Origin of the sequence: Clostridium sp. HBUAS56010 (assembly GCF_007115105.1) — a bacterium.
Lineage (GTDB): Bacteria > Bacillota > Clostridia > Lachnospirales > Lachnospiraceae > Lacrimispora.
This window is the reverse complement of the sequence record NZ_SULJ01000003.1, coordinates 103,214-125,132: the sequence shown is the minus strand read 5'-3', so window position 1 is coordinate 125,132 and position 21,919 is coordinate 103,214. Positions and strand designations below refer to the sequence as shown.

Genomic DNA, 21,919 nt, shown 5'->3' with positions numbered 1-21,919 from the left:
ATGGAAAAAGTAAATTTATATACGGGAATTGTAAAAAATGAGATTTTTAAATCTTTTTATGAACAAAATGGGGTGAGTTTATTTAACCATGCTTCGAATAGTCCATCAATTGAAGATTTTCTATCAATTGCTTATGTACTATGTCCGGATATAATAGTGGTAGAGGACTACATATTCTTGGGAGATTTGTTCGAGGAAAGAGGAGAAGACGCAATTGAGGAAATTAGAAGATTAGAAAAACAGTTTAACTATTGTAAAAGAGATATAGAGCGATATGTTAATAGTAGAAGCTTAGGGGATTTCTTTTTTGGCAAAGATACACCATCAATGAATAATGATATACTGCTTAAGCAATTTGGAGATGTCTTAATTTATAATTGGACAAGAAGATTAAAGGAAATACTTCCTTCTAGGAATATTCGGATTGAAGTTAATCAAGAAATTATGGGGGAACTAGGTTTATCAATTACTATGTATGAAGAATAAATAAAATATTGAAAAAACGTGTCAATTTCTGTTTCTTTATATAAGAAGTTGAAATTAGTTTTTTTGTTGTACAAGTAAATTCAAAGGATTTAGTGATTGTTTATTCGTTGGTTCAATATTAGTTTAAATGGAGTTATTCATAATTCTGTAACTCTTTTGCATAAATGGGCATTCGGTGCAAATTCGCCCCCAATTGCAAGAATTCGACTCTGATTATAAAGTGCTCTCAGCTCGCATTGCAGGCTGATGTTAGCCGAGCCGGGGAAGCGTTTGCCCGGCTCTTTAACCAGCATCATTTTAGCCCCCATGGGTCAACCCTATTTTTGGAGTAAAATAAGACGAGAAATTTACTATCCTGAAAATGCAATTAAAATAATGAAAGACAATATTATTTGAAATTTTAAAATAGTTTTATAATAATATCAAGAAAAAGGAGTGTGTGAGGATATCTCTGTAAAAACAGATCTTCCTTACCTATTATTTACGAGCAAGGCATTATAGAGCTGAAACCGGTCGATTCTTAACCGAGGACAGCGTTGATAAGACGGTCCGTAAAATGCCTGATGGAAAGGGTATTGATGATTCTCTAAGCCTAAATAAATATACATACTGTCACAATAATCCAACTCTTTATAATGATCCGACCGGACATGTTCCGTTTTTAGTTGTTACGGGAATTATTGGGGGTGTAGCGGGAGCACTTTTCGGTGGAATATCATCAGCCCTTAGTGGTAAATTTTCGTGGAATGCAGTTTTTAAAGGTGCGGCAATTGGCGGAACAATTGGTATAACCGGAGGAGCAGCTCTTGCATATGCAGCTGGATTCGCACAGGCACGGCAATTGGTGCAGGCACAGCAGATGAGAGTTGTTGCGGGGGCGGAAGGACAGCCAAATATAAATAGAGCACTCGAAACTGCACAACAACTTCGCAAAGGTGGTGAAACTATTGTAGGTCATGCATTGCAAAAACACGCTGGTCGAAATCCTGGAATATGGGGGAAAGTGAGTGGGAATGCAGATCAAATAAATAAGCAGGCTCTGAAGCATATGAATGATATAATTAATGGATCTGGAAAATTTGAAATTTTCACTACTGATGAAGGTATTCAATTTTGGGAAAAAATGTTGTCAGATGGAAGAGGGGTGAGGTTAAACTTAGATAGTTTCTTTAAAGGTTTCATAGATCGAATTAGATAAGGAGAATAACTATGGAATATATAGAGATCATGTTACAGGATGTAAATAAAAAGGATGTTGATCTAATTATAAGGCAAGAACTAAACATAAAAAATGATGCAGTAATTTCTTCTCACTTCTTTAATAGATTAGAACAAAGAGATAAAGAATATGAAGAAATTAATAGTTTAGTTAATTATTTTTCAATACCAAACACCGGAAATGTTTTTATAAGAGAAATAACACTAGGAGAAAAGTTATATAATGTTATGGTGGTTATGTCTTTTGATGAAGATTTTGGTGATATCATATTAAATTTTAAAGAAGATGATATTTGTAATTGTGGTAGTGAAGAATTAAAACTTAAATTAAAAAAAGTTACAGATGTACTAATTATGATGCAGAAAAAGTATAGTATTAATAATGTAATGATAGGATATGAGTCAGTTTTTGATAATGAAAATGTTATACTAAAGATTTCAAACGGGCATAAAGAGGTTATAAATAAATTCAATGGAATACTCAGTAGTGTTATGGAAGTTATTCAGAATTAATATTATAACTAGCAATACATAATATTATATTTATGAGTGAGGTATTGTTAAGTTGACACAATTACTTAAGTGACCGGTTTCGGTAATATTCCAAATAGCTTATACATAACAGATGAAAGGATATATAGGTTTGGGTATTAATTCAAAAAAAGAAACATATCTTTGGACTGGAAAAACATTAAAATGTTGGTTCCTTAACCTGACAATATATAGACATCATTATGTGCGTACAAAAGCATTTTCAGTATTATAACTTTCAAACATTTCAAAGCTGGTCACAACTCTCATTGAGAATTGTGACTACTTTTTATATAATTAGTAGTAGTTATAGAGATATCTGTGAGATGTATTTAACTTTTCGGACACATTTTCAAATTAAGAAGTTGAAATAATGATTAATAATATTGTGGAACAAGCTAATTTATATTTTCGGTGGAGAAGCACAACGAATTGCAAAAAGCAATTGTTGGGGAATTTGCCCCAAGATTTGCACCTGGTTCGGAATGCTTGTATGTGCGGGATACTATAGAAAAGGATTTGTTTAAGAATAATGACAAAAAGAATAATATCAGAAAAATTTTTGTCATAGCATTTCAGAATTTAAGTATGTTTAAAATGTTTTCTGCTAGCTTGGCCTGGGAAACAGAAGTGTGGATTTCTGAAATGTCGAATTGTATGATACATTTAAATGGCGACAGATTTATGGGACCAATAGCGTAGATAATAAAATAACCGCACTCACCCCTGCATTTGTAGATTCCTGTAGATTCATGAATGTTTAATAAAGTTTTCATTGTAGTTTTCCCTGTTTTTGTATACAATAAGGAAAGAAAATGGAAAAACAAAGGAAGTCTGCCATGAATGGATTAATGAAAAAGATCGTCATTTTATCTGCGGTTTTTATTGCGACAGTCGCAGTTTATTTTATTTGGAATTTAAGAAGTACGGAAAAAAAGGATGCTATGGTATATACCTCCATGGAGGAAGCATCTCTGCCCGTTGTCTCTGCTGATATGTATGGACGGAAGATGAACCTGCTTCATGGATACACCCAGGATATGAAGCAGACTGTGTCCAGACAGGCTCTGACCGTACTTCCTGCTGACCGCAGCATGAACATTGAAATATCCGATTATAAGGGTGCAATAAAGGGAATTACCTATGAAGTGCGCAGTCTTGATCTGGAGCGGCTGGTGGAACGAACGACGGTTGAACAGTGGAATCAGGGAGAAAGTTCTGTGACAGCCACTCTTCCGATTCAGAATCTTCTGACAAAGGATAAAGAGTACCTTTTGATTCTTACACTGGATACATCAGATCGCGGACAGGTTCTTTACTACACCAGAATTCTCTGGACTGAAAGTACCAATGCCAAAGATATGATTGACTTTGCCGTGGATTTTACCAATAAAACATTTAATTATGATCAGGCGAGGGATCTTACCACTTATCTGGAAACCAGTGATTCCGAAGACAACAGTTCTTTAAGCCATGTTTCCATACGGTCAAGTTTTTCCCAGTTGACCTGGGGCGGGCTAGCCGTTAAACCGGTAGGAGATATCCGTGTAACCCTGAAAGACTTAAATGGAATTATGTGTAATGTGGAACTGGAATACCTTATCTCACGGGATGAAGAAGGAGACCAGAAGGAATATTATGAGGTGGAAGATACTTTCACCATGAAATGGGATAGCCGTAGAATTTACCTCATGGATTTTGAACGGAATACCAATCAGATTTTTTCCGGCAGTAAGGAACTTTTCTCGGGAAAAAGAGTTGTATTGGGAATTGTAGATCCCAAAGAGGTCCGCACAGCGAAAAGTGCATCAGGCAATCAGAGGGCGTATGTGGTTAACCGGGATCTATGGACATTTGACGAGAAGGGGCAACATGGAGTAAAGGTTTTTTCTTTCCGCAGCGGAGCGGATGATGGACTGCGAAGCGGTTATAACCAACATGACATTAAGATATTGTCCGTCAGTGATAATGGCGATGTGAATTTTCTTGTGTATGGATATATGAACCGGGGAATTCATGAAGGAAATGTGGGCATAGCCCTGTACCAGTACAGCAGTCAGGATAATGCGATTGAAGAGCGGTTCTTTACACCCGTTACTTTGTCTTTTGAAATGCTGAAAGAAGATGTGGAACAGCTTGCCCATGTGGGAACCAATGGCATGCTTTATCTTATGGCAGACCGTTCTGTTTATGGAATTGATTTAAATAGCAATGAGTATATGGTTTTAGTGGATTCCTTGATGGAAGGTGGATATGCAGTCAGCGGTACAGAACGTCATTTTGCCTGGCAGGAGGGCGATCAGATCTATGGTGCAGACGTTATTCATCTGATGGACTTAGATACAGGAGCAAAAAGGGAAGTCAAAGGCGGAGAAAAAGATTTATACCGTCCTCTGGGCTTTGTGGGAGATGATTTTGTCTATGGAATTGCACAGGCAGGAGATATGTGGATTCAGAATGGAAGAATCATGGATGTCCCCATGCGCCGGATTGAGATCATGGATCAGGCAGGCAGGATTGTAAAAGAATACGAACAGGAAAACACAAAGATTTCTGATGTTTCTGTCGATGACAGCCGTATTCATCTGTCACAGGTGGTAAAGAGCGGGGAGTCTTCCTATTCTGTTTCCAAGCGTGATACCATTGTCTGCAATCAGGAATTAACAGATGGGGAGTCAGAAGGCGTTGGATTCTATGCTTCTCCAGATCGAAAAAAAATGTATTTTGTACAGCTTGGTCATGAGGTTGAAAGCAAGGAGGTACGGGTTACGGTTCCGAAGAAAGTAGCTTATGAATCCACAGAAGTGGTGGAGTTAAAAAGCAGCCAGAAAAGTCGGGAACCTCTTTATTACGCTTACGGAGGTGGACATTTCCTTGGAAGCCGCAGAGACTTTTCTGATGCACTGTCCCTTGCCTATGATAAAATGGGAGTGGTAACGGATCAGAACCAGGAGATCTTGTGGAACCGCGTGAATCGTCCGCCGATTCGGAACATGAAGGATCCTCTAAAGACTGGAGCCGAATTCTTAAACAACCTGAGAGACTTTGACGGAACCAGAAACAAAAGAGGGCGTGTTCTTATGATTGATGCAAGAGGATGCAGCCTGAATCAGATCCTCTATTTTGTGGGAAAGGGCTGTCCGGCTGTGGTTTACACAGGGCAGGGAGGCTATCTGCTCATATCTGGTTATGATCAGTATAATGTGACGTTGTTTAATCCGGAAAATGGTGAAAGCCAGAAGATGGGTATTAATGATGCCTCTGTTCTCTTTGCAGGACAGGGAAATGACTTTGTCTGCGGGCTATTTGTGGAATAAGAAAGCGCGTTCTCTTTACAAATCCCCAAGATATGTTATAATCATTAAAGGCTAATCAAAAAAAAGTAAGATATTTTTAATATATGACATGATAATCAGAGGTGTGAAATGGAGCAGTATATTATGAAGGGCGGGAATCCCCTGGTTGGTGAAGTCACCATTGGCGGGGCAAAGAATGCCGCTTTAGGAATTCTGGCAGCAGCAATCATGACAGATGAAGACGTTCTTATTGATAATTTACCCGATGTCCGCGACATTAATGTTTTATTAGAAGCGATTGAAGAGATTGGTGCAGGCGTTGAACGGATTGACAGACATACGGTTCGCATCAATGGAGGAACCATTCGGGAAGTTTCGGTTGATGATGATTATATTCGTAAGATCAGGGCGTCATACTATTTTATTGGAGCAATGCTTGGAAAGTATAAAAGTGCCCAGGTTCCACTTCCGGGAGGCTGTAACATTGGAAGCAGACCCATTGACCAGCATTTAAAAGGTTTCCGTGCACTTGGTGCTGAGGTGAAGATTGAAAGAGGGGCAGTGATTGCCCATGCCATTGATTTGGTGGCAAGCCACATCTATCTGGATGTGGTCAGTGTTGGTGCAACCATTAACGTCATGATGGCGGCAACCCTTGCAGAAGGACAGACTATTTTGGAAAACGTGGCAAAGGAACCTCATGTGGTTGACGTTGCCAATTTCCTGAACAGTATGGGAGCCAATATCAAGGGAGCCGGTACAGATACCATCCGCATCCGTGGTGTAAGAAAGCTTCATGGAACCGAGTATTCGATTATTCCGGATCAGATTGAGGCAGGAACTTTCATGTGTGCTGCAGCCATTACCCGTGGCGATATCATGGTAAAGAATGTTATTCCCAAGCATTTAGAAGCAATTTCTGCGAAGCTTCTGGAGATGGGATGTGAAGTTGTAGAGTTTGATGATGCGGTTCGTGTGGTTGGAAAGACGAGCCAGAAGCATACAGATATAAAGACTCTTCCATATCCGGGTTTTCCTACGGATATGCAGCCGCAGATGGCGGTTACACTAGCTTTAGCTAATGGAACCAGTGTGGTAACCGAGAGTATTTTCGAAAACCGTTTCCGCTATGTGGATGAGCTTTCCCGTATGGGAGCCAGTATAAAGGTAGAGGGGAATGTGGCAGTGATTGATGGAGTTGGTGCGTTTACCGGTGCATTTGTCAATGCTCCTGATCTGCGTGCAGGTGCTGCGTTGGTGATTGCAGGACTGGCGGCAGATGGATATACAGTCGTGGATGAGATTGGTTATATCCAGAGAGGGTATGAATGCTTTGAAGAGAAGCTTCAGGGCCTTGGTGCTATGATAGAAAAGGTTGATTCCGAGAAGGAAGCAAAAAAATTTAAATTAAAAGTCGGTTAAGTCGGCAGTATCATAATGAAAAGGGAATCTGTTTATATAGACAGGTTCCCTTTTTTGTGTCTCCAATGTGGGAAAATGGCGAGCTTGAAACAAAAATATTGGAAGAAGAATTTTAAAGAAAGTGAATATAAAGCCTGGTTCCAAGATCAGATTGAAAAAGCAAAAGTAGATTTACAAAACAAACATTGATATACAAATAAGTAAAAATATAAAAATATATTAGTTTAAAAGAGCGAAAATTTTTATGTTTTATGAAGAATTTGGCTCTTTTAATTTGGCAAAATGTTTTGCGTATTATAGAAAGAACATAATAATTATTTTATAGCCAGGTATAGTTTCTAACTAAGTGCAGCACATAAGATTTGTCGAATTAAGACGAATTTTATTCATAATACAGATTTTAAAACTTGTTTTTATTAGATGTTTAAATAAATGATAATAGTATATAAACTATCTGACATATCATGGATTAATATGTAAAAATAGGTGATTGACGATAGAAAACATTTATGTTATTATTCTGCATATTAACATACAATAGTGGTATGTAATTAGGAAAAAACAGTTGTATCTGAAATAAGATAAAGCGAAAACCTCTTAATGCCAAAACCAGTCAGCACAAAAACTAATTAACACAGAAACCAGGTAACACAGAAACCAACTGACACAACCACCAAATAATACAGAAACCAACAAACACAACCACCAAATGATAACACAAGAATCAAACCCAACAAAAACCAAGAGAAACTAAAATGCACATAAAGGAAGGAGCTGTATCGGATGTCAGATTTATTATGGCTTGAGGAAGCAAAAAGGCTGTATTCTTACAGTCTGAAAATCAGAAGGCACTTACACGAACACCCGGAGTTGACTTCCAGAGAATTTCAGACCATCGCTTATATCATAAAGGAACTTGAGGCAGAAACGGTTTCTTACAGAAATATCCCGGATGGGGGAGTGCTTGCCTGGTTAGATGGGGCAGAAGAAGGGCAAAGCGTTTTGTTACGGGCGGACTGCGACGCGCTGCCTATACAGGAATCAGAGAATAACACCAGGTATCAAAAGACCTGTGTCAGTCAAGTTCCAGGAGTTGCCCATGCCTGCGGTCATGATGCTCATACGGCGATGCTTCTCAGTGCAGTAAAGATTTTAAAAGACAAGACCAGCCAGTTTGCGGGGCGGATTTATTTCCTCTTTGAGCGAGGGGAAGAAGGCGGGAACTGCATTTATTATGTAATGAAGGAAATACAAAAGGAAAAGATTCAAATTGATGCCTGCTATGGCATTCATGTAGATACGTCATTTCCCGTAGGAACCATAGGACTTCGAACTGGAACTGTCAATTCGGGTAATGTAAACTTTGAGATCAGACTTCATGGCAAAAAGGGGCATGGTTCCAGACCAGATAAAGCCAATAATCCCATTGACTGTTTTCTCGCAATTGGTAATGCGCTGAAAGACCTTCGAATGAAGTATATATCCCCCAACAGTCCAATTACCTATAACATTGGAAGCGTACATAGCGGGGAAAAACGTAACATCGTTCCCGACAGCCTGACCTTTCTTGGAACAGTCCGGTTTCATGAACGGGAATCCGGTCTGATCTTTAAAGAAAAGATGAGTCAGACCATTGAAGGAATCAGTCAGGTTTATGATTGTACGGCTGAATTTGTGGAGTTTACCGGACCCAGCTTTCCGGTTTATAACGAACCTGTCAACAGTGCCATTGCCAAAGAGGCTGCAGAGAACGTTGTAGCTCAGGACCATGTGGTGGAAGTGCCGGTTGGTATGGGATCAGAAAGTTTTTCGACCCTGTCGGCATTTTATCCTTCCTCTTTTTTACGGATAGGAGTTGGCAATGAAGAAAAAGGAATCACGGCATCGGCACATCAGTCAGATTTTGATATTGATGAGGAAGGATTGCCTTATGGAACGGCACTTTATTGTTCCCTGGCACTTACCTATTTAAGCGAGAAACGGGACGTTCCGGCGGATTTCCAGGCATTTGAGGGAGATATTGATGATTTCCGCAAAGCAGCCAACCGTCCGGTACCAAAAAGATATGATCAATAGCAAAAAGGGAGGCTATGACAGCAATGTTAAAATATATTTCAAAACGGCTTCTGTCCATGGTCGTGGTATTCTTTGGGGTTTCAGTGCTGATTTTTACACTGCTTTACTTTACACCTGGAGATCCTGCGAGAATGATTCTTGGAGATGAGGCAACGGAAGAGCAGATTGCAAAAATGCAGGATGAACTGGGACTGAACCAGCCTTATGGAAAACAGTATCTTCGGTTTATCTCAAATGTCTTAAAAGGAGATCTGGGTGTTTCCTATGTAACCGGGCGCCCGGTTACAGGAGATATTCTCTCCCGTTTTCCAACGACCATTAAACTGGCTCTGTTAAGTACCCTGGTGGCACTTTTGATTGCCATTCCTCTGGGAATTTTATCTGCTATTTATCAGAATAAGCTGATTGATAACCTGTCCAGACTGATTGCCCTGTTAGGCGTATCCATGCCCCAGTTCTGGCAGGCGATTTTATTCATTCTTGTATTTTCCCTTCAGCTTCGATGGCTTCCAGCCAGCGGCTCCTACGGGTGGAAATACTGGATTTTACCGTCCGTGACCATCGGAATCCATATGGCGTCCACTATTTTAAGGATTACAAGGGCAAGTATGCTGGACACCTTGAAAAAAGATTACATTATGACCGCAAGAGCCAAGGGAACCACGGAATTTCAGGTCATCACCAGACATGCGTTAATGAATGCCCTAATTCCCATTGTAACGGTTGTGGGGCTGAGATTCGGAAATGCTTTAAGCGGCTCTGTGATTGCAGAATCCATCTTCGCTCTTCCCGGTCTTGGAAAGCTGATTGTAGATTCGATTAAATCCAGGGATTATCCCGTTGTTCAGGCAAGTGTCTTCCTGATTTCCATTTCCTATTGTCTGATCAATCTGTTTGTGGATATTTTGTATACCCATATTAACCCGCAGATCAAAGAACAGCTTCGGCGGGATTAGGGAGGAATGAGAATGGAACGAGTACCTTATGTAGAAGGGCTGATAGAAAAGACTGCCGACGTACAGCAGCAGAGGGAACATTTCGGCAGACGGTTTTGTAAAAATCCCATGGCTGTTGTGGGGACAGTCATTTTACTGATTTTTGCACTGATCGCTATTTTTGCCCCTCAGATTGCCCCTTATTCCTTTGAAGGGCAGGATTTGAAAAATCTCTATGCACCGCCATCCAATGCCCATCTCTTTGGAACCGATAATTTTGGCAGAGATGTGTTCAGCCGTGTAATTTACGGTTCCAGAGTATCCCTTGTGATTGGCCTGATTTCCGTTGGGATCGGCTGTTCCATCGGAACCTTTGCTGGAATTATGGCGGCATGGTGGGGAGGGATTGTAGATCATGCGGTGATGTGTGTCATTGATATCATGCAGTCGGTGCCAGGGCTTTTGCTTGCCATTGCTTTATCCGCTGCCATGGGACCAGGACTGGTCAATGCCATGATTGCGGTAGGCATCAGTTCTATTCCGGTTTATGCAAGGATTGTCCGGGGAAGTGTTTTGGATGTGAAAGGGCTTGATTTTGTAGATGCCGCCATTGTCAGCGGTGCGGGTTCGGCAAGAGTTATCATGCGCCACATTCTTCCCAATATCCTTGCCCCTATTGTCATTCAGGCATCTGCCGGTATGGCAGGAGCCATATTAACCGCTGCCAGTTTAAGCTTTATCGGATTAGGCGTTCAGCCCCCGGCGGCTGAATGGGGCAGTATGATATCCGCAGGAAGGGCTTATATCAGAAATGCCTGGTGGATTGTCACATTTCCGGGAATTGCCATTATGGCGACGGTCTGTGCGCTGAATCTTCTTGGCGACGGTCTGCGGGATGCCTTAGATCCACAGGAAAAGTAAGAAAGAGGCTGATATGACAGACGAACAATACATTGGGCAGGGAGTCATTACCTGCATACAAAAGTCTCCAGATGAAGCTCTGGCGGCAGTGGTCCGCAGACAGCCAAATCTGGAAGAAAATAAAAATGAATATCAGCTTTCCGTTTATGATTCAAATACATGGAAGCCAGTCCTTGACGCAGATCCGGTACAGCAGGCAAGTGTATGGTGGTTGTCAGACAACTGTCTTCTGATATGGGAAAAGGATCATGATTACCGGGTTCTTGACGTAAGAACGGGTGAGAAGTCTGGTTTTTCCTGCCCGGCAAGGGTGGAGCAGGTGCTTTTCCTGGATTCCGATCATCTCCTGTTTAAATTGCAGGAAGAGATCTTGCAGGACCCGGACTTTTTCACAACAGAAAGTCTTCCTTTTCTGGCAGATGGGAAAGGCTACATCAGACAGTTTGGCACGTTATGGGTTCTGAATAAGGAAAGCCAGACATGGAAACGGATTGTATCAGCACAATATCAGGTTCAGTTGGTGACGGTATTAAAGGGCAGGATCTATATAACGGGATATGAAAGACAGGAAAGCCGGGTTGATTTTCAGCACAGTGCCGTGTACGAAATCCCATGGGATGGGGAAGAGGTGCCCCGGCTGCTGCTGAAAGATTTCATTTACCGGATTGATACCATACAGCCATGGGGCGATTACCTTTTACTGGCTGCATCGGATATGAAGCGTTTTGGTCCAAACCAGAATCCTGATTTTTATAAGCTTAGTGAGTCCGGCAGTCTTACTTTATTTGCTGCCAACGAAGAGAGCGCCAGTCATACCGTAGTGCGGGACTGGAAATCCACAGCCAGACGATATGGCTTGGGAAAAGACGGGCTTTATTATCTTTCCACGTTCCGGGGAGACGGAATTATAAAAAAACTGGACTGGGAAGGAACTATAACCACCGCACTTCATGAAGAAGGTGTAACCGATGATTTCCAGTGCTTTTTTGATGGAAGGCTTCTGGTATCAGGGTCTTATCTGCTTGGGTTTGATGAACTGTATGTGTATGAGGCAGGCATCAAAAAACAAGTATCAGACTTTCATCCGGATATAAATGATAAGTTGAAGCCAGTCCGACCTGTTCCCGGTGAATTTTCTCCGGAGGGACAGCCGGTGGATTATTTTGTTCTTCCTCCCAGGCATCTGCCTGAGGGAGTCCGATGTTGTCCGGCGATTGTGTCCATACATGGCGGACATAAGATGGCATATGGCAGAGATGCGCTGATGATTGACTTTCAGTTATGGTCGGATGAGGGATATTTTGTTATATTCTGTAATCCAAGAGGCAGCGACGGACTGGATAATCAGTTTGCCGATGTAATCGGAAACAATGGAAAAACTGATATGGAGGATATTTTAAAGTCTCTGGATCTTGCTTTAGAAACCTGGAAGCAGATTGATCCCCAGAGGATTGGGATTACAGGAGGGTCTTACGGTGGATATTTAACCAACTGGATGATCACCCAGACCAATCGGTTTGCCTGTGCGGTTTCGGTGCGCAGTATCAGTAACCGGATCAGCAAGCAGATGGCAAGCGACACGGGCTTTCGCTATCCTCTGGTAAGACTTCATAACCGGGTGTGGGAAGACTTCCAGGAATTCTGGGATGCTTCTCCTGTCCAATATATCAGCCAGTGCACAACACCCACGTTGCTCGTTCATGCAGAAGGGGATCTGCGCTGTCCCATAGAGGAAGCCATTCAGATGTATACCGCCTTAAAACTTAGCGGAGTGCCCGCAAAATTAGTGATATTTAAAGGAGAGAGCCACGGACTGACTGCAACCGGGAAACCTCAGGCAAGGTTGAAACACAGCAGGGAGATCCGGAAATGGTTTGCGTCCTATTTAAAACCATCATCTGGAATAGAAGAAAGAGGGAAAATTATATGAAGAAAAGAATGATACTTGCAGCAGGACTGTTATCTATGGTGTTATTAAGCGGCTGCGGAAAAACAGAATCTGCAGCAACAGCAGCCGGTGAATCCGGAAATGCAAGTGAAACACAGGGCGAAGTAAAAAATGCCAGAGACACTCTTGTAGTTGCCATTGCCAATGAGCCAGGGTCTTTAGATCCTCAGAATGTAGGTGTGGTATCTGCTTATCAGGTGCAGGCACAGATGTTTGACACCTTGGTAGCCAGAGAGGAAAATGGAGACATTAAGCCTTCATTAGCCGAATCCTGGGAGTTTCCTGATCCCCTTACTATCCGGTTTCATCTTCGCCAGGATGTAACGTTCCATAACGGAGAGAAAATGACTGCAGAAGATGTACGTTATACCATTCAGAGAGCTACAGAGATTCCGCTTTCCGCGTCTATCTTTAAAGCATTTGACGGAGAGAATACCGCTGTGGTTGATGATTACACCGTTGATGTAAAGTTAAAAGAACCATTTTCCGGTGCACTGGCTTATTTGGCAACATCAAGAGGATATATTGTATCCAAAAAGGCAGCAGAAGAAAAGGGGTTAGACGGATTTGGACTGGAACCAGTTGGAACCGGCCCCTTCCAGTTCTCTAAGTGGGAATCTGGTGACCGGATTATTCTGGAGAGAAATCCTGATTACTGGGGACCCAAAGCAACTTACCAGAACTTTATCGCAAGAATTATTCCAGATGCCAGCGTTCGCTCCATTGAACTGGAATCCGGAGGCGTGGATTTTCTCTTTGATATCTATCCGGCAGATTACGAACGGATTAAATCAAATCCTGATCTGATAACAGAGGTTGGAACTGGATTTACCCATGAGTTGTTTCTTTTGAGCATGACTGCCGATGAATTTTCAGATATTCGTGTACGAAAAGCAATGTCACTGGCTCTTGATGTACCTTCCATCGTAAATGCAGTATGGGGAGAGCTTGGAGAACCGGCGGATTCTATTTTCAGTGATAAGGTGTACGGACACGTTTCCATCGGACCGATCAAGCAGGATGTAGAAGAAGCCAAACGTCTTCTGGCAGAGGCAGGATATCCAGACGGAATCCAGACAGAGATCACGTTTGGAGAAAGTGCCACCACACAGGCGGCTCTTGAGATTGCACAGCAGATGTGGGCAGAGGCAGGAATTAAGGTAACCATTACTCCGCTTGATCAGGCAACCTATAAAGATAACAATGCGGCTGGACTGACCCGTTTTGGCAGAAGTAACTTTACCACTTCTACCGGAGACCCGGATCATGCCCTTGCGAACTGGCAGTCTGGTTATAAGGGCGCTTTAAATGCCAATGATCCTCATATTGATGAGCTGATGGCAAAGGGAAGAGCAGAATCAGACGATGCAAAACGGAAAGAAATCTATAAGGAACTTCAGGAGTACTGCTGGAACAGCTATTATTCCATTCCCATTGTATTCCAGAAAGTAAGCTATGGCTATACCAACAAGATCACCAACTTTGTCTTTGATTCCAGACAGCAGCCAGATTTATCACAGATTATATTCAGTAAATAAAAAGGAGGAGGAACCAGTGAGCCAGCCATTATTGGAAGTAAAAGATCTAAAAGTCACTTTTTTGACCAAATCGAAAAAGGCAGAGATTATCCGGGGAGTATCCTTTGATTTAAAAGCAGGAGAAACCTTAGCTTTGGTAGGGGAGTCTGGTTCCGGTAAATCCGTAACCAGCAAAAGCCTTATGGGGCTTTTGCCTGAGAATGCCTCTGTAACCGGAGGGACGGTGCTGTTCCAGGGAGAAGACGTTTATCAGAAGAGCAAAAAGGAATGGCAGGAATTTCGTGGGAGATCCATTGGAATGATCTTTCAGGACCCCATGACTTCCTTAAATCCCAGTATGAACATCGAAGCTCAGATTACAGAGTCCATTAAAAATCATCATCTTACAGACCGGAGAACGGTGAAGAAACGAGTGCTGGAACTGCTGGAACTGGTGGGAATTCCAGACCCGAAAGGATGTCTGAAAAAGTACCCTTACCAGTTTTCCGGCGGACAGAGACAGCGGCTTTTAATTGCCGTTACCCTTGCCTGTGAGCCTGATATTCTGATTGCAGACGAGTGCACCACTGCCCTGGATACTACCATTCAGGCACAGATTCTGGATCTGCTCAAAGACATCCAGAAAAAGACCGGAACTGCCATTTTGTTCATTACCCACGATCTTGGTGTGGTAGCAAACATTGCAGACCGGGTGGCAGTTATGTATGCAGGGCGTATTGTGGAGATCGGTACGGCAGAAGAAGTGTTTTACCATCCAAATCATCCTTATACCTGGGGGCTGCTTGAGGCGATGCCAACCACCAAAACAGGAGAGGAACGGCTCTTTACCATACCGGGTTCACCGCCTAATTTAATGAATCCGGTTACGGGAGATCCGTTTGCACCCCGCAACTATTTTGCTCTGGACCGGGACGCACTGGAGGAAGCACCTCTTTTTCCCATAACAGAGACCCATTATGCAGCTACCTGGCTTCTGGCTTCTGATGCACCGGAAGTAACGCTTCCACCGGAGATTGCCAGACGATATAAGATCTATGACGATCTGCTTCAATTAAAATCTTATGGCAGTGCATCATTATAGCAGGGGATGCCCCATGGAAAGGGAAAGGTTTTTATTATGAGTAAAACCATATTAACCGTGGATCATCTGACCCATGTTTATAACCGTTATTCACCAAAGCCTGTAAAGGCAGTGAATGATTTGAGTTTCGAAATAGAGGAAGGGGAAACCTTTGGTCTGGTTGGGGAATCGGGGTGCGGAAAATCCACAACGGGAAAAGCCATCTTAAAGCTTCATAAACCAACCAGCGGAGACATTCGTTTCCGGGACCAGTCCATTCTTCATTTAAAAAACAGACAGGAAAGGGCGGCTTACCGGAAATCCATTCAGATGATCTTCCAGGACCCTTATTCCTCCTTAAATCCCAAGATGACCATTGAAAGCGTGATTGGAGAAAGCATGGAGATTTTTTCCCTGGTAAATTCAAGGGATGAAAAGAGAGAAAAGGTGGGAGAACTGCTGGAACTGGTTGGACTGGAGAAGTCTCATATGGACCGCTATCCCCATGAATTTTCCGGTGGTCAGCGGCAGAGAATCGGAATTGCAAGAGCACTGGCGGTAACGCCGGAACTGGTGGTTTGTGATGAGCCGATCTCATCCTTAGATGTGTCTGTGCAGGCGCAGATTGTCAATCTCCTGCGGGATCTGCAGCAGTTGAAGAACCTCAGCTATCTGTTTATTGCTCACGATCTGTCCATGGTAAAATACATCAGCCGCCGGATTGGAGTCATGTACCGGGGCAGGCTGGTAGAACTGGCTTTTGCCGAGGAACTGTATGAAAATCCCATACATCCCTATACACAAAGCCTTCTCTCAACCATACCCGTTCCAGAACCATTGATTGAGCGGAAACGGCAGGCGATTCCTTACGTTCCTGATGAAACAGATCGGGCAGAGAAGAAACTGAGAGAAGTTTCCAAAGGGCATTTTGTATTATGTGATGAAGCAGGGAGGTATTAAGAGATGGATAGTCTGAAATTGGCGCAGATGGTTATTGAAACAGATCCTATAAAAGATTCTGAGGCAGTCAGTGCTGCAAAAGTCGGGCTTCTGGATTACCTTGCGTCCTCCCTTCTTGCCACAGGAGAAGAGGAATTAAAAACGGTACAGCAGGTATATGGCATGGGAGATTTTAAAGGAATATCCACAGTGTTACAGGAAGAGGTGCCGGAAAGTGCCAAAGCGGTTGTCAATGGATTCCGTGCCCATCTTCTGGATATTGATGACGTCCATGGTGATGTAAGGGGACATCCCGGTGCGGTGATTTTATCTGCTCTGCTGACCGCAGCAACGCCGGAGCATTCGGGAAAAGATTTTCTGGCGGCCTATATAACGGGAGTGGAAGTCATGGCACGACTGGGGGAAGCAGTGAACCCGGAACACTATTTAAAAGGCTGGCACAACACCTCCACCCTTGGCAGTATAGCAGCCGCAGCGGCACTTTCCCGTCTGATGGGACTCAGTCCGGTTCAGACAGCTCATGCCATGGGAATTGGTGCGACCCAGTCCGGCGGAATGCGTGCTCAGTTTGGCACACCTGCAAAAGCGTTGCACATTGGTTTTGCTGCCCGGAACGCATTGGAAGCCGTAAGGCTGGTACAGGCAGGAATTTATGGGGAGACAGAATTCCTGTATAAAAAGTTTGGTTTCTTTGATCTGTTTGGTTATAAATCAGACAATGAGCTTCTGTATAAAAATGCCCTTCAAAAAGACTGGGGGAAAAGCTGGAGGATTGCTTCACCAGGATTATGGCTGAAAAAATATCCGTTCTGCTCTGCTGCTTTGCCGGGAGCCGATGCCGCTATGGAGCTTCGCCAGCAGTTCGCTTATGAAACAGATGATATAAAGGAAGTAAGGATCGGATTTTTTCCGGGAAAGGATTCTGCCCTGTATTCCAGAGATCCCAAAACCGGAGAAGAGGGGAGATTTTCTATTGAATATATTGTCTGGCTGGGGCTGACTGGGAAAACTTATGATCTGGAACGTTTTTCAAAGAAAAAACTGTCAGAAACCATGAGGGAAAATTTGAAACGGATCACCCGCTATACAGTTACAGAAGTAGATGGAGATCCTTATACCAGCGTAACAGTGGTCAAAAATGACGGATCCGAAGAGACCCGGTCCATTGTATTTCCGAAAGGTTCCCCCAATAATCCGCTCACCCTTGATGATGAACTGGAAAAGCTTTCCCTTTCTTTCGGAAACGGAAAAGAGCAAAGATTGCTGGTTGCCGCCATATGGGATTTGGAAAAAACCGAAATGTGTGAGGTACTGACCCGGATTCACAGACCCTTTTAACCAATGTAAATCATAACGAAGAAATAAAACTGTTTGAAATAAAACAAAAAAGGAGAACACTATGGCTTCACATGTAATAGATCTCATCATGCTTCAAAATAATTTTGGAACGGAAAAGATGCGAAAGGTCTGGGATGACACCGCCCGTATCACAGCACAGCTTCAGGCAGAAGCGGCTCTTGCAAAGGCAGAAGCGGATTTGGGAATTATTCCCAAGGAAGCGGCACAAGCCATTGTATCAGCAGCAAAAGCAGAATATTTTGATGTGGAGAAGGTAGCAAAAGAAGCCGCCGCATCAAAACATTCCCTGATGGCAACCATACATACCTTGCAGACCCTTGCCGGAGAGGCAGGGGAATATGTGCATTACGGTGCAACCACCCAGGATATTGTGGATACAGGAGCAATGCTTCAGCTAAAGCAGGCGTATGGGTATATTTTGGAGGATGTCAGCGAAGTGATCCGTGTTCTGGCGGAAATGGCGGAGAAATATAAGTCTCTTCCCATGGTAGGACGTACCCACGCAGTTCACGCGCTTCCCATTACCTTTGGTTATAAACTGGCTGTCTGGCTGGATGAATTCGGCCGTCACAGGGAACGTCTGGAAGCATTAAAAGACCGGGTATTTACCGGAAGTATGAGCGGTGCGGTAGGAACCTATGCTTCTTTTGGTCCCCGGGGCATTGAAGTAGAAAAAAAGACCATGGAATATCTGGGTTTAAATGCACCCAATATCTGCTGGCAGTCTGCCCGTGACCGGTTTGCGGAATATGCTTCTGTTCTGGCATCCATTTCAGCAACTCTTGGGAAAATCGGCAATGAATTTTATAATCTGATGCGTACGGAAATCGGGGAGATTGAAGAACAGTTTACCAAAGGAAAAATCGGTTCTTCCACCATGCCCCATAAACGGAACCCTGCCGCATTTGAAGGTCTGGCCAGTCTGACACCGGCTGTATTACAGAGCGTTGGTTTAATCTACCAGTCCGCCCATATGGAACATGAAAGAGATGCCATGTCCTGGCGTCTGGAATGGATTGCCCTTCCGGAAATCAATATTTATACCTCTTATCAGCTTACTTCTCTCATTGGAATCTTACAGGGGATTACAGTAAATAAAGAGCGGATGTATGAGAATTTAAATTCCCAGCATGGTCTGCTTCTTTCTGAAAAGGTAATGTTTGAAGTAGGAGAAAAGCTTGGAAAACAGACCGCTCATCATCTGGTTTATGAAGCGTCCATGAAGTCCTATGAGGAGCACCGTTCTTTTGCAGATGTATTAATGGAACAGCCGGAGATTGCGGCTCGTTTTGACCGGACGGAAGTGGAGAGCTGGCTGGTGCCGGAAACCTACACCGGACTTGCAGAAGAAAAAGTGGAAGAGGTGATTCTTGCCCTGAAAAAGAAAGGGTATCTATAGAGGAAGTAACGATGTTTAGAGAGGAAGGGGTAACATGAATGGTTTTCGCATACTGGAAGAGGAAGACGGGCAGGCGTGGTATGAGGTGCTTCATGAAGGGTACAGCCCGTTAAAAGACTACCCTATTACCTTTGGAGCCATCCATGCTTCAAAAGAAACGGCTCTTGCCTGGTTTTCTGCTCATCCGGCTTATGGATTTTTTGAAAATGGAAGACTGGCTTCTTCCATTTCCCTCCGGATGCCATGGGGACCTTTGCCGGGACCTAAGAAGGTGCCTCATATCGGCTGGTTTGTCACTCATCCGGATTTCCAGGGGCATGGCTATGGGAAAAAGCTTCTTCATGAGCTGGAGAAGAACGTATTAACAAAAGAATTAAAAACCCCGTCTGTTACCCTTGGAACTGCAAAAGAACACCCCTGGCTGGTCTCAATGTATGAAGGCATGGGATTTGTTCCTTTTAATACAGTCCAGTTAGAAGGAAAACAGCATCACACAGTCTATATGGAAAAGGTTTTCTCAAAATAAAAGGAAAGGTCAGGGAATTCTTATGAAAATACAGGAAGTAAAACCGCTTTTGATCAATCGGTATCTGTTTGTGGAGATTACCACGGATACCGGACTGAAAGGAGTGGGCGAATCAGGTGCGTGGGGATTTTTAGATGCGTCAAAGGAGGCTGCAGAGCTGTTTGGAGAATATCTCATTGGAAAAGATCCTTTGACCATTGAACACCACTGGCAGTATCTTTACCGCTGCTGGCATTTCAGAGGGGCTGCCATTATGGGGGCGTTAAGTGCTGTTGACATTGCTCTCTGGGATATTGCAGGGCAGCACTACGGGGTGCCTGTCTATGAGCTCCTGGGAGGAAAGGTAAGGAATAAGGCACGGGTCTATTATCATGTGGGAGGCCGAACCAATGAGGAAGTCATTGAAAATCTAAAAGAGGCGAAAGAAGAAGGGTTTCATGCAGTGGGTCACTTGTCTCCGTTTTTAGACAGTACCAGATCCGAACCTTACTTTGAGCCTTACAGCAAAAAGATCGGAGATGCCGTAGACCGGGTTTATGCCTTTCGGGAGGCGGTTGGAAGAGATGTGGATCTGTGCCTGGAGCTTCACCGCAGGCTGAATCCTGCAGAAGCAATCAGCTTTTCCAAACAGATTGAGGGAGCCCTTCCCATGTTCTTGGAAGATCCCACAACACCGGATAACTTTGATTCCACTGCCATGATTGCAGCCCGGACCACCATTCCCATTGCAACGGGAGAGCGGTTTAATTCCCTTCAGGATTTTGCCATGCTGATGAAACGGGATGGAGTTGCCTATATTCGCCCTGATGTGTGTATGGTAGGCGGAATCACTGCGGCAAAAAAAATATCTGCCCTGGCAGAAGCCATGGATGTGCTGGTAGTGCCTCACAGTCCTTTAAGCCCCGTATCCACAGCCGCCTGTCTCCAGATTGCTGCCGTTTCCCCAAGCTTTTCCATGTTTGAATATACAGGAGATGACAAACCTGCCATGTCAGAGCGCTACGGTTCTACCAGCGTGGAGCAGGGAGTAAGGAAAAAGGATGTGGTCACCAGAACCTTTTCCTGCAAAGACGGGTTCATGGAATTGCCGGATACCCCTGGAATCGGAGTGGCACTGGCAGAGGGTGCGGCGGAAAAGTATCCTTACTCTAAACGCCATATTTTAACCAGAGTATCCACCGATGGATCGGTTATTGACCAGTAACTCTTCTGGCGCTTTCTTTCCCTGTCTGGACAGCAGGCTGGTTCCGTGCTAAAATGGCAGAGATAGGAAAGAAACAGTTGAGCGGAGGTAACAAAATGAATCAGAAACCGGTTCTGGTAATCATGGCAGCAGGTATGGGAAGTCGCTACGGAGGATTGAAGCAGATTGATCCTGTGGATTCCTACGGAAATAAGATCATTGATTTTTCCATATACGATGCGGTGGAAGCCGGGTTTGAAACGGTTATATTTATCATTAAGAAATCCATTGAAAAAGAATTTAAAGAGCATATCGGCAACCGTTTGTCAAAGTATGTAAAGGTTCAGTATGTCTATCAGGAACTTGATAAGCTTCCAAAGGGCTATAAGGTTCCTGAGGGACGGGAAAAGCCATGGGGAACCGGTCATGCAATCCTGTGCTGCAGCGATGTGATCGACGGTCCGTTTGCGGTAATTAATGCAGATGATTATTATGGGAAACGGGCATTTGTCAACATCTATCAGCAGCTTACGAAGGTTTGTGATGATGACAAATACCGCTATGCCATGGTAGCGTATGAGCTTTATAATACCCTGACGGAGAACGGTCATGTGGCAAGAGGGGTGTGCACCGTTGATGAGAGAGGAAAACTTCTTGATATCCATGAACGCACCAGGATTGAAAAGCACGGAGAGATTGCGGAGTATACGGAAGACGAGGGAAAAAGCTTTACTCCTCTTTCGAAAGAGACTTATGTATCCATGAATTTATGGGGCTTTACCTCCAGCATCCTTACGGAGCTTTCCAACCGTTTTACTGCCTTTTTAGACCGTGAGATGGAGAAGAATCCCTTAAAGTGCGAATATTTTCTTCCCTTTGTGGTGGATGAACTCTTAAAGGAGAATAAGGCAGAGGTAACGGTGTTAAAAAGTCCTGACCGCTGGTATGGGGTGACCTATAAAGAGGATAAAGCCACCGTGGTAAAGGCAGTTCAGGATTTAAAGGATTCCGGTCTTTATCCCGAAAATCTGTGGGGAAAAAAGGGAACAATCCAATAGAAA

Annotated in this window: 18 protein-coding genes; all 18 read left to right on the top strand. The window is 43.5% G+C overall.

Annotated elements, in window-relative coordinates; translation table 11 throughout:
- Positions 1 to 486 carry a hypothetical protein gene (locus tag FAY33_RS07225; protein ID WP_143320248.1) on the top strand — a complete coding sequence of 162 codons (486 nt, stop codon included), beginning with the start codon at positions 1 to 3 and terminating at the stop codon, positions 484 to 486.
- A 463-nt stretch (positions 487 to 949) separates the two neighbouring features.
- On the top strand, positions 950 to 1,684 hold the full coding sequence (locus FAY33_RS19765) for an RHS repeat-associated core domain-containing protein (RefSeq protein ID WP_207706009.1): 735 nt from the start codon (positions 950 to 952) through the stop codon (positions 1,682 to 1,684).
- A gap of 11 nt (positions 1,685 to 1,695) precedes the next feature.
- Positions 1,696 to 2,217, top strand: a complete 522-nt coding sequence (locus FAY33_RS07215; protein WP_143320244.1) for a hypothetical protein — start codon at positions 1,696 to 1,698, stop codon at positions 2,215 to 2,217.
- Positions 2,218 to 2,649: 432 nt separating this feature from the next.
- On the top strand, positions 2,650 to 2,937 hold the full coding sequence (locus tag FAY33_RS07210; RefSeq protein ID WP_279231839.1) for a BsuBI/PstI family type II restriction endonuclease: 288 nt from the start codon (positions 2,650 to 2,652) through the stop codon (positions 2,935 to 2,937).
- A 137-nt stretch (positions 2,938 to 3,074) separates the two neighbouring features.
- A complete protein-coding gene (locus tag FAY33_RS07205; protein WP_143320240.1) occupies positions 3,075 to 5,552 on the top strand; it encodes a hypothetical protein in 2,478 nt (825 codons plus the stop codon).
- Positions 5,553 to 5,660: 108 nt separating this feature from the next.
- On the top strand, positions 5,661 to 6,953 hold the full coding sequence (locus FAY33_RS07200; protein ID WP_143320238.1) for a UDP-N-acetylglucosamine 1-carboxyvinyltransferase: 1,293 nt from the start codon (positions 5,661 to 5,663) through the stop codon (positions 6,951 to 6,953).
- 783 nt (positions 6,954 to 7,736) lie between these two features.
- Positions 7,737 to 9,029 carry a M20 family metallopeptidase gene (locus FAY33_RS07195; RefSeq protein WP_143320236.1) on the top strand — a complete coding sequence of 431 codons (1,293 nt, stop codon included), beginning with the start codon at positions 7,737 to 7,739 and terminating at the stop codon, positions 9,027 to 9,029.
- A 23-nt stretch (positions 9,030 to 9,052) separates the two neighbouring features.
- Positions 9,053 to 9,985, top strand: a complete 933-nt coding sequence (nikB, locus tag FAY33_RS07190) for a nickel ABC transporter permease (RefSeq protein ID WP_143320234.1) — start codon at positions 9,053 to 9,055, stop codon at positions 9,983 to 9,985.
- 12 nt (positions 9,986 to 9,997) lie between these two features.
- On the top strand, positions 9,998 to 10,885 hold the full coding sequence (locus tag FAY33_RS07185; RefSeq protein WP_143320232.1) for an ABC transporter permease: 888 nt from the start codon (positions 9,998 to 10,000) through the stop codon (positions 10,883 to 10,885).
- Positions 10,886 to 10,898: 13 nt separating this feature from the next.
- Complete coding sequence (locus FAY33_RS07180; RefSeq protein WP_143320230.1) at positions 10,899 to 12,815, top strand: prolyl oligopeptidase family serine peptidase; 1,917 nt, start codon at positions 10,899 to 10,901, stop codon at positions 12,813 to 12,815.
- Positions 12,812 to 14,371 carry an ABC transporter substrate-binding protein gene (locus FAY33_RS07175; protein ID WP_185967529.1) on the top strand — a complete coding sequence of 520 codons (1,560 nt, stop codon included), beginning with the start codon at positions 12,812 to 12,814 and terminating at the stop codon, positions 14,369 to 14,371. Before FAY33_RS07180 ends, FAY33_RS07175 begins: the two co-directional genes overlap by 4 nt.
- 16 nt (positions 14,372 to 14,387) lie before the next feature.
- Positions 14,388 to 15,452 carry an ABC transporter ATP-binding protein gene (locus FAY33_RS07170; protein ID WP_243126640.1) on the top strand — a complete coding sequence of 355 codons (1,065 nt, stop codon included), beginning with the start codon at positions 14,388 to 14,390 and terminating at the stop codon, positions 15,450 to 15,452.
- Positions 15,453 to 15,488: 36 nt separating this feature from the next.
- Positions 15,489 to 16,391 (top strand): ABC transporter ATP-binding protein, encoded by a 903-nt coding sequence (locus FAY33_RS07165; protein WP_143320227.1) that lies wholly within the window; start codon positions 15,489 to 15,491, stop codon positions 16,389 to 16,391.
- A 3-nt stretch (positions 16,392 to 16,394) separates the two neighbouring features.
- The gene (locus tag FAY33_RS07160; protein ID WP_143320226.1) at positions 16,395 to 17,729 is read left to right on the top strand and encodes an MmgE/PrpD family protein; all 1,335 of its coding nucleotides are present in this window, start codon (positions 16,395 to 16,397) and stop codon (positions 17,727 to 17,729) included.
- A gap of 61 nt (positions 17,730 to 17,790) precedes the next feature.
- Positions 17,791 to 19,149, top strand: coding sequence for an adenylosuccinate lyase (purB, locus tag FAY33_RS07155; RefSeq protein ID WP_143320225.1), 1,359 nt, complete (start codon positions 17,791 to 17,793; stop codon positions 19,147 to 19,149).
- A gap of 34 nt (positions 19,150 to 19,183) precedes the next feature.
- Positions 19,184 to 19,675, top strand: coding sequence for a GNAT family N-acetyltransferase (locus FAY33_RS07150; protein WP_143320224.1), 492 nt, complete (start codon positions 19,184 to 19,186; stop codon positions 19,673 to 19,675).
- Positions 19,676 to 19,697: 22 nt separating this feature from the next.
- Positions 19,698 to 20,879, top strand: a complete 1,182-nt coding sequence (locus tag FAY33_RS07145) for a mandelate racemase/muconate lactonizing enzyme family protein (protein ID WP_143320223.1) — start codon at positions 19,698 to 19,700, stop codon at positions 20,877 to 20,879.
- A gap of 95 nt (positions 20,880 to 20,974) precedes the next feature.
- Positions 20,975 to 21,916, top strand: a complete 942-nt coding sequence (locus FAY33_RS07140) for a sugar phosphate nucleotidyltransferase (RefSeq protein ID WP_143320222.1) — start codon at positions 20,975 to 20,977, stop codon at positions 21,914 to 21,916.
- Positions 21,917 to 21,919 lie beyond the last annotated feature (3 nt).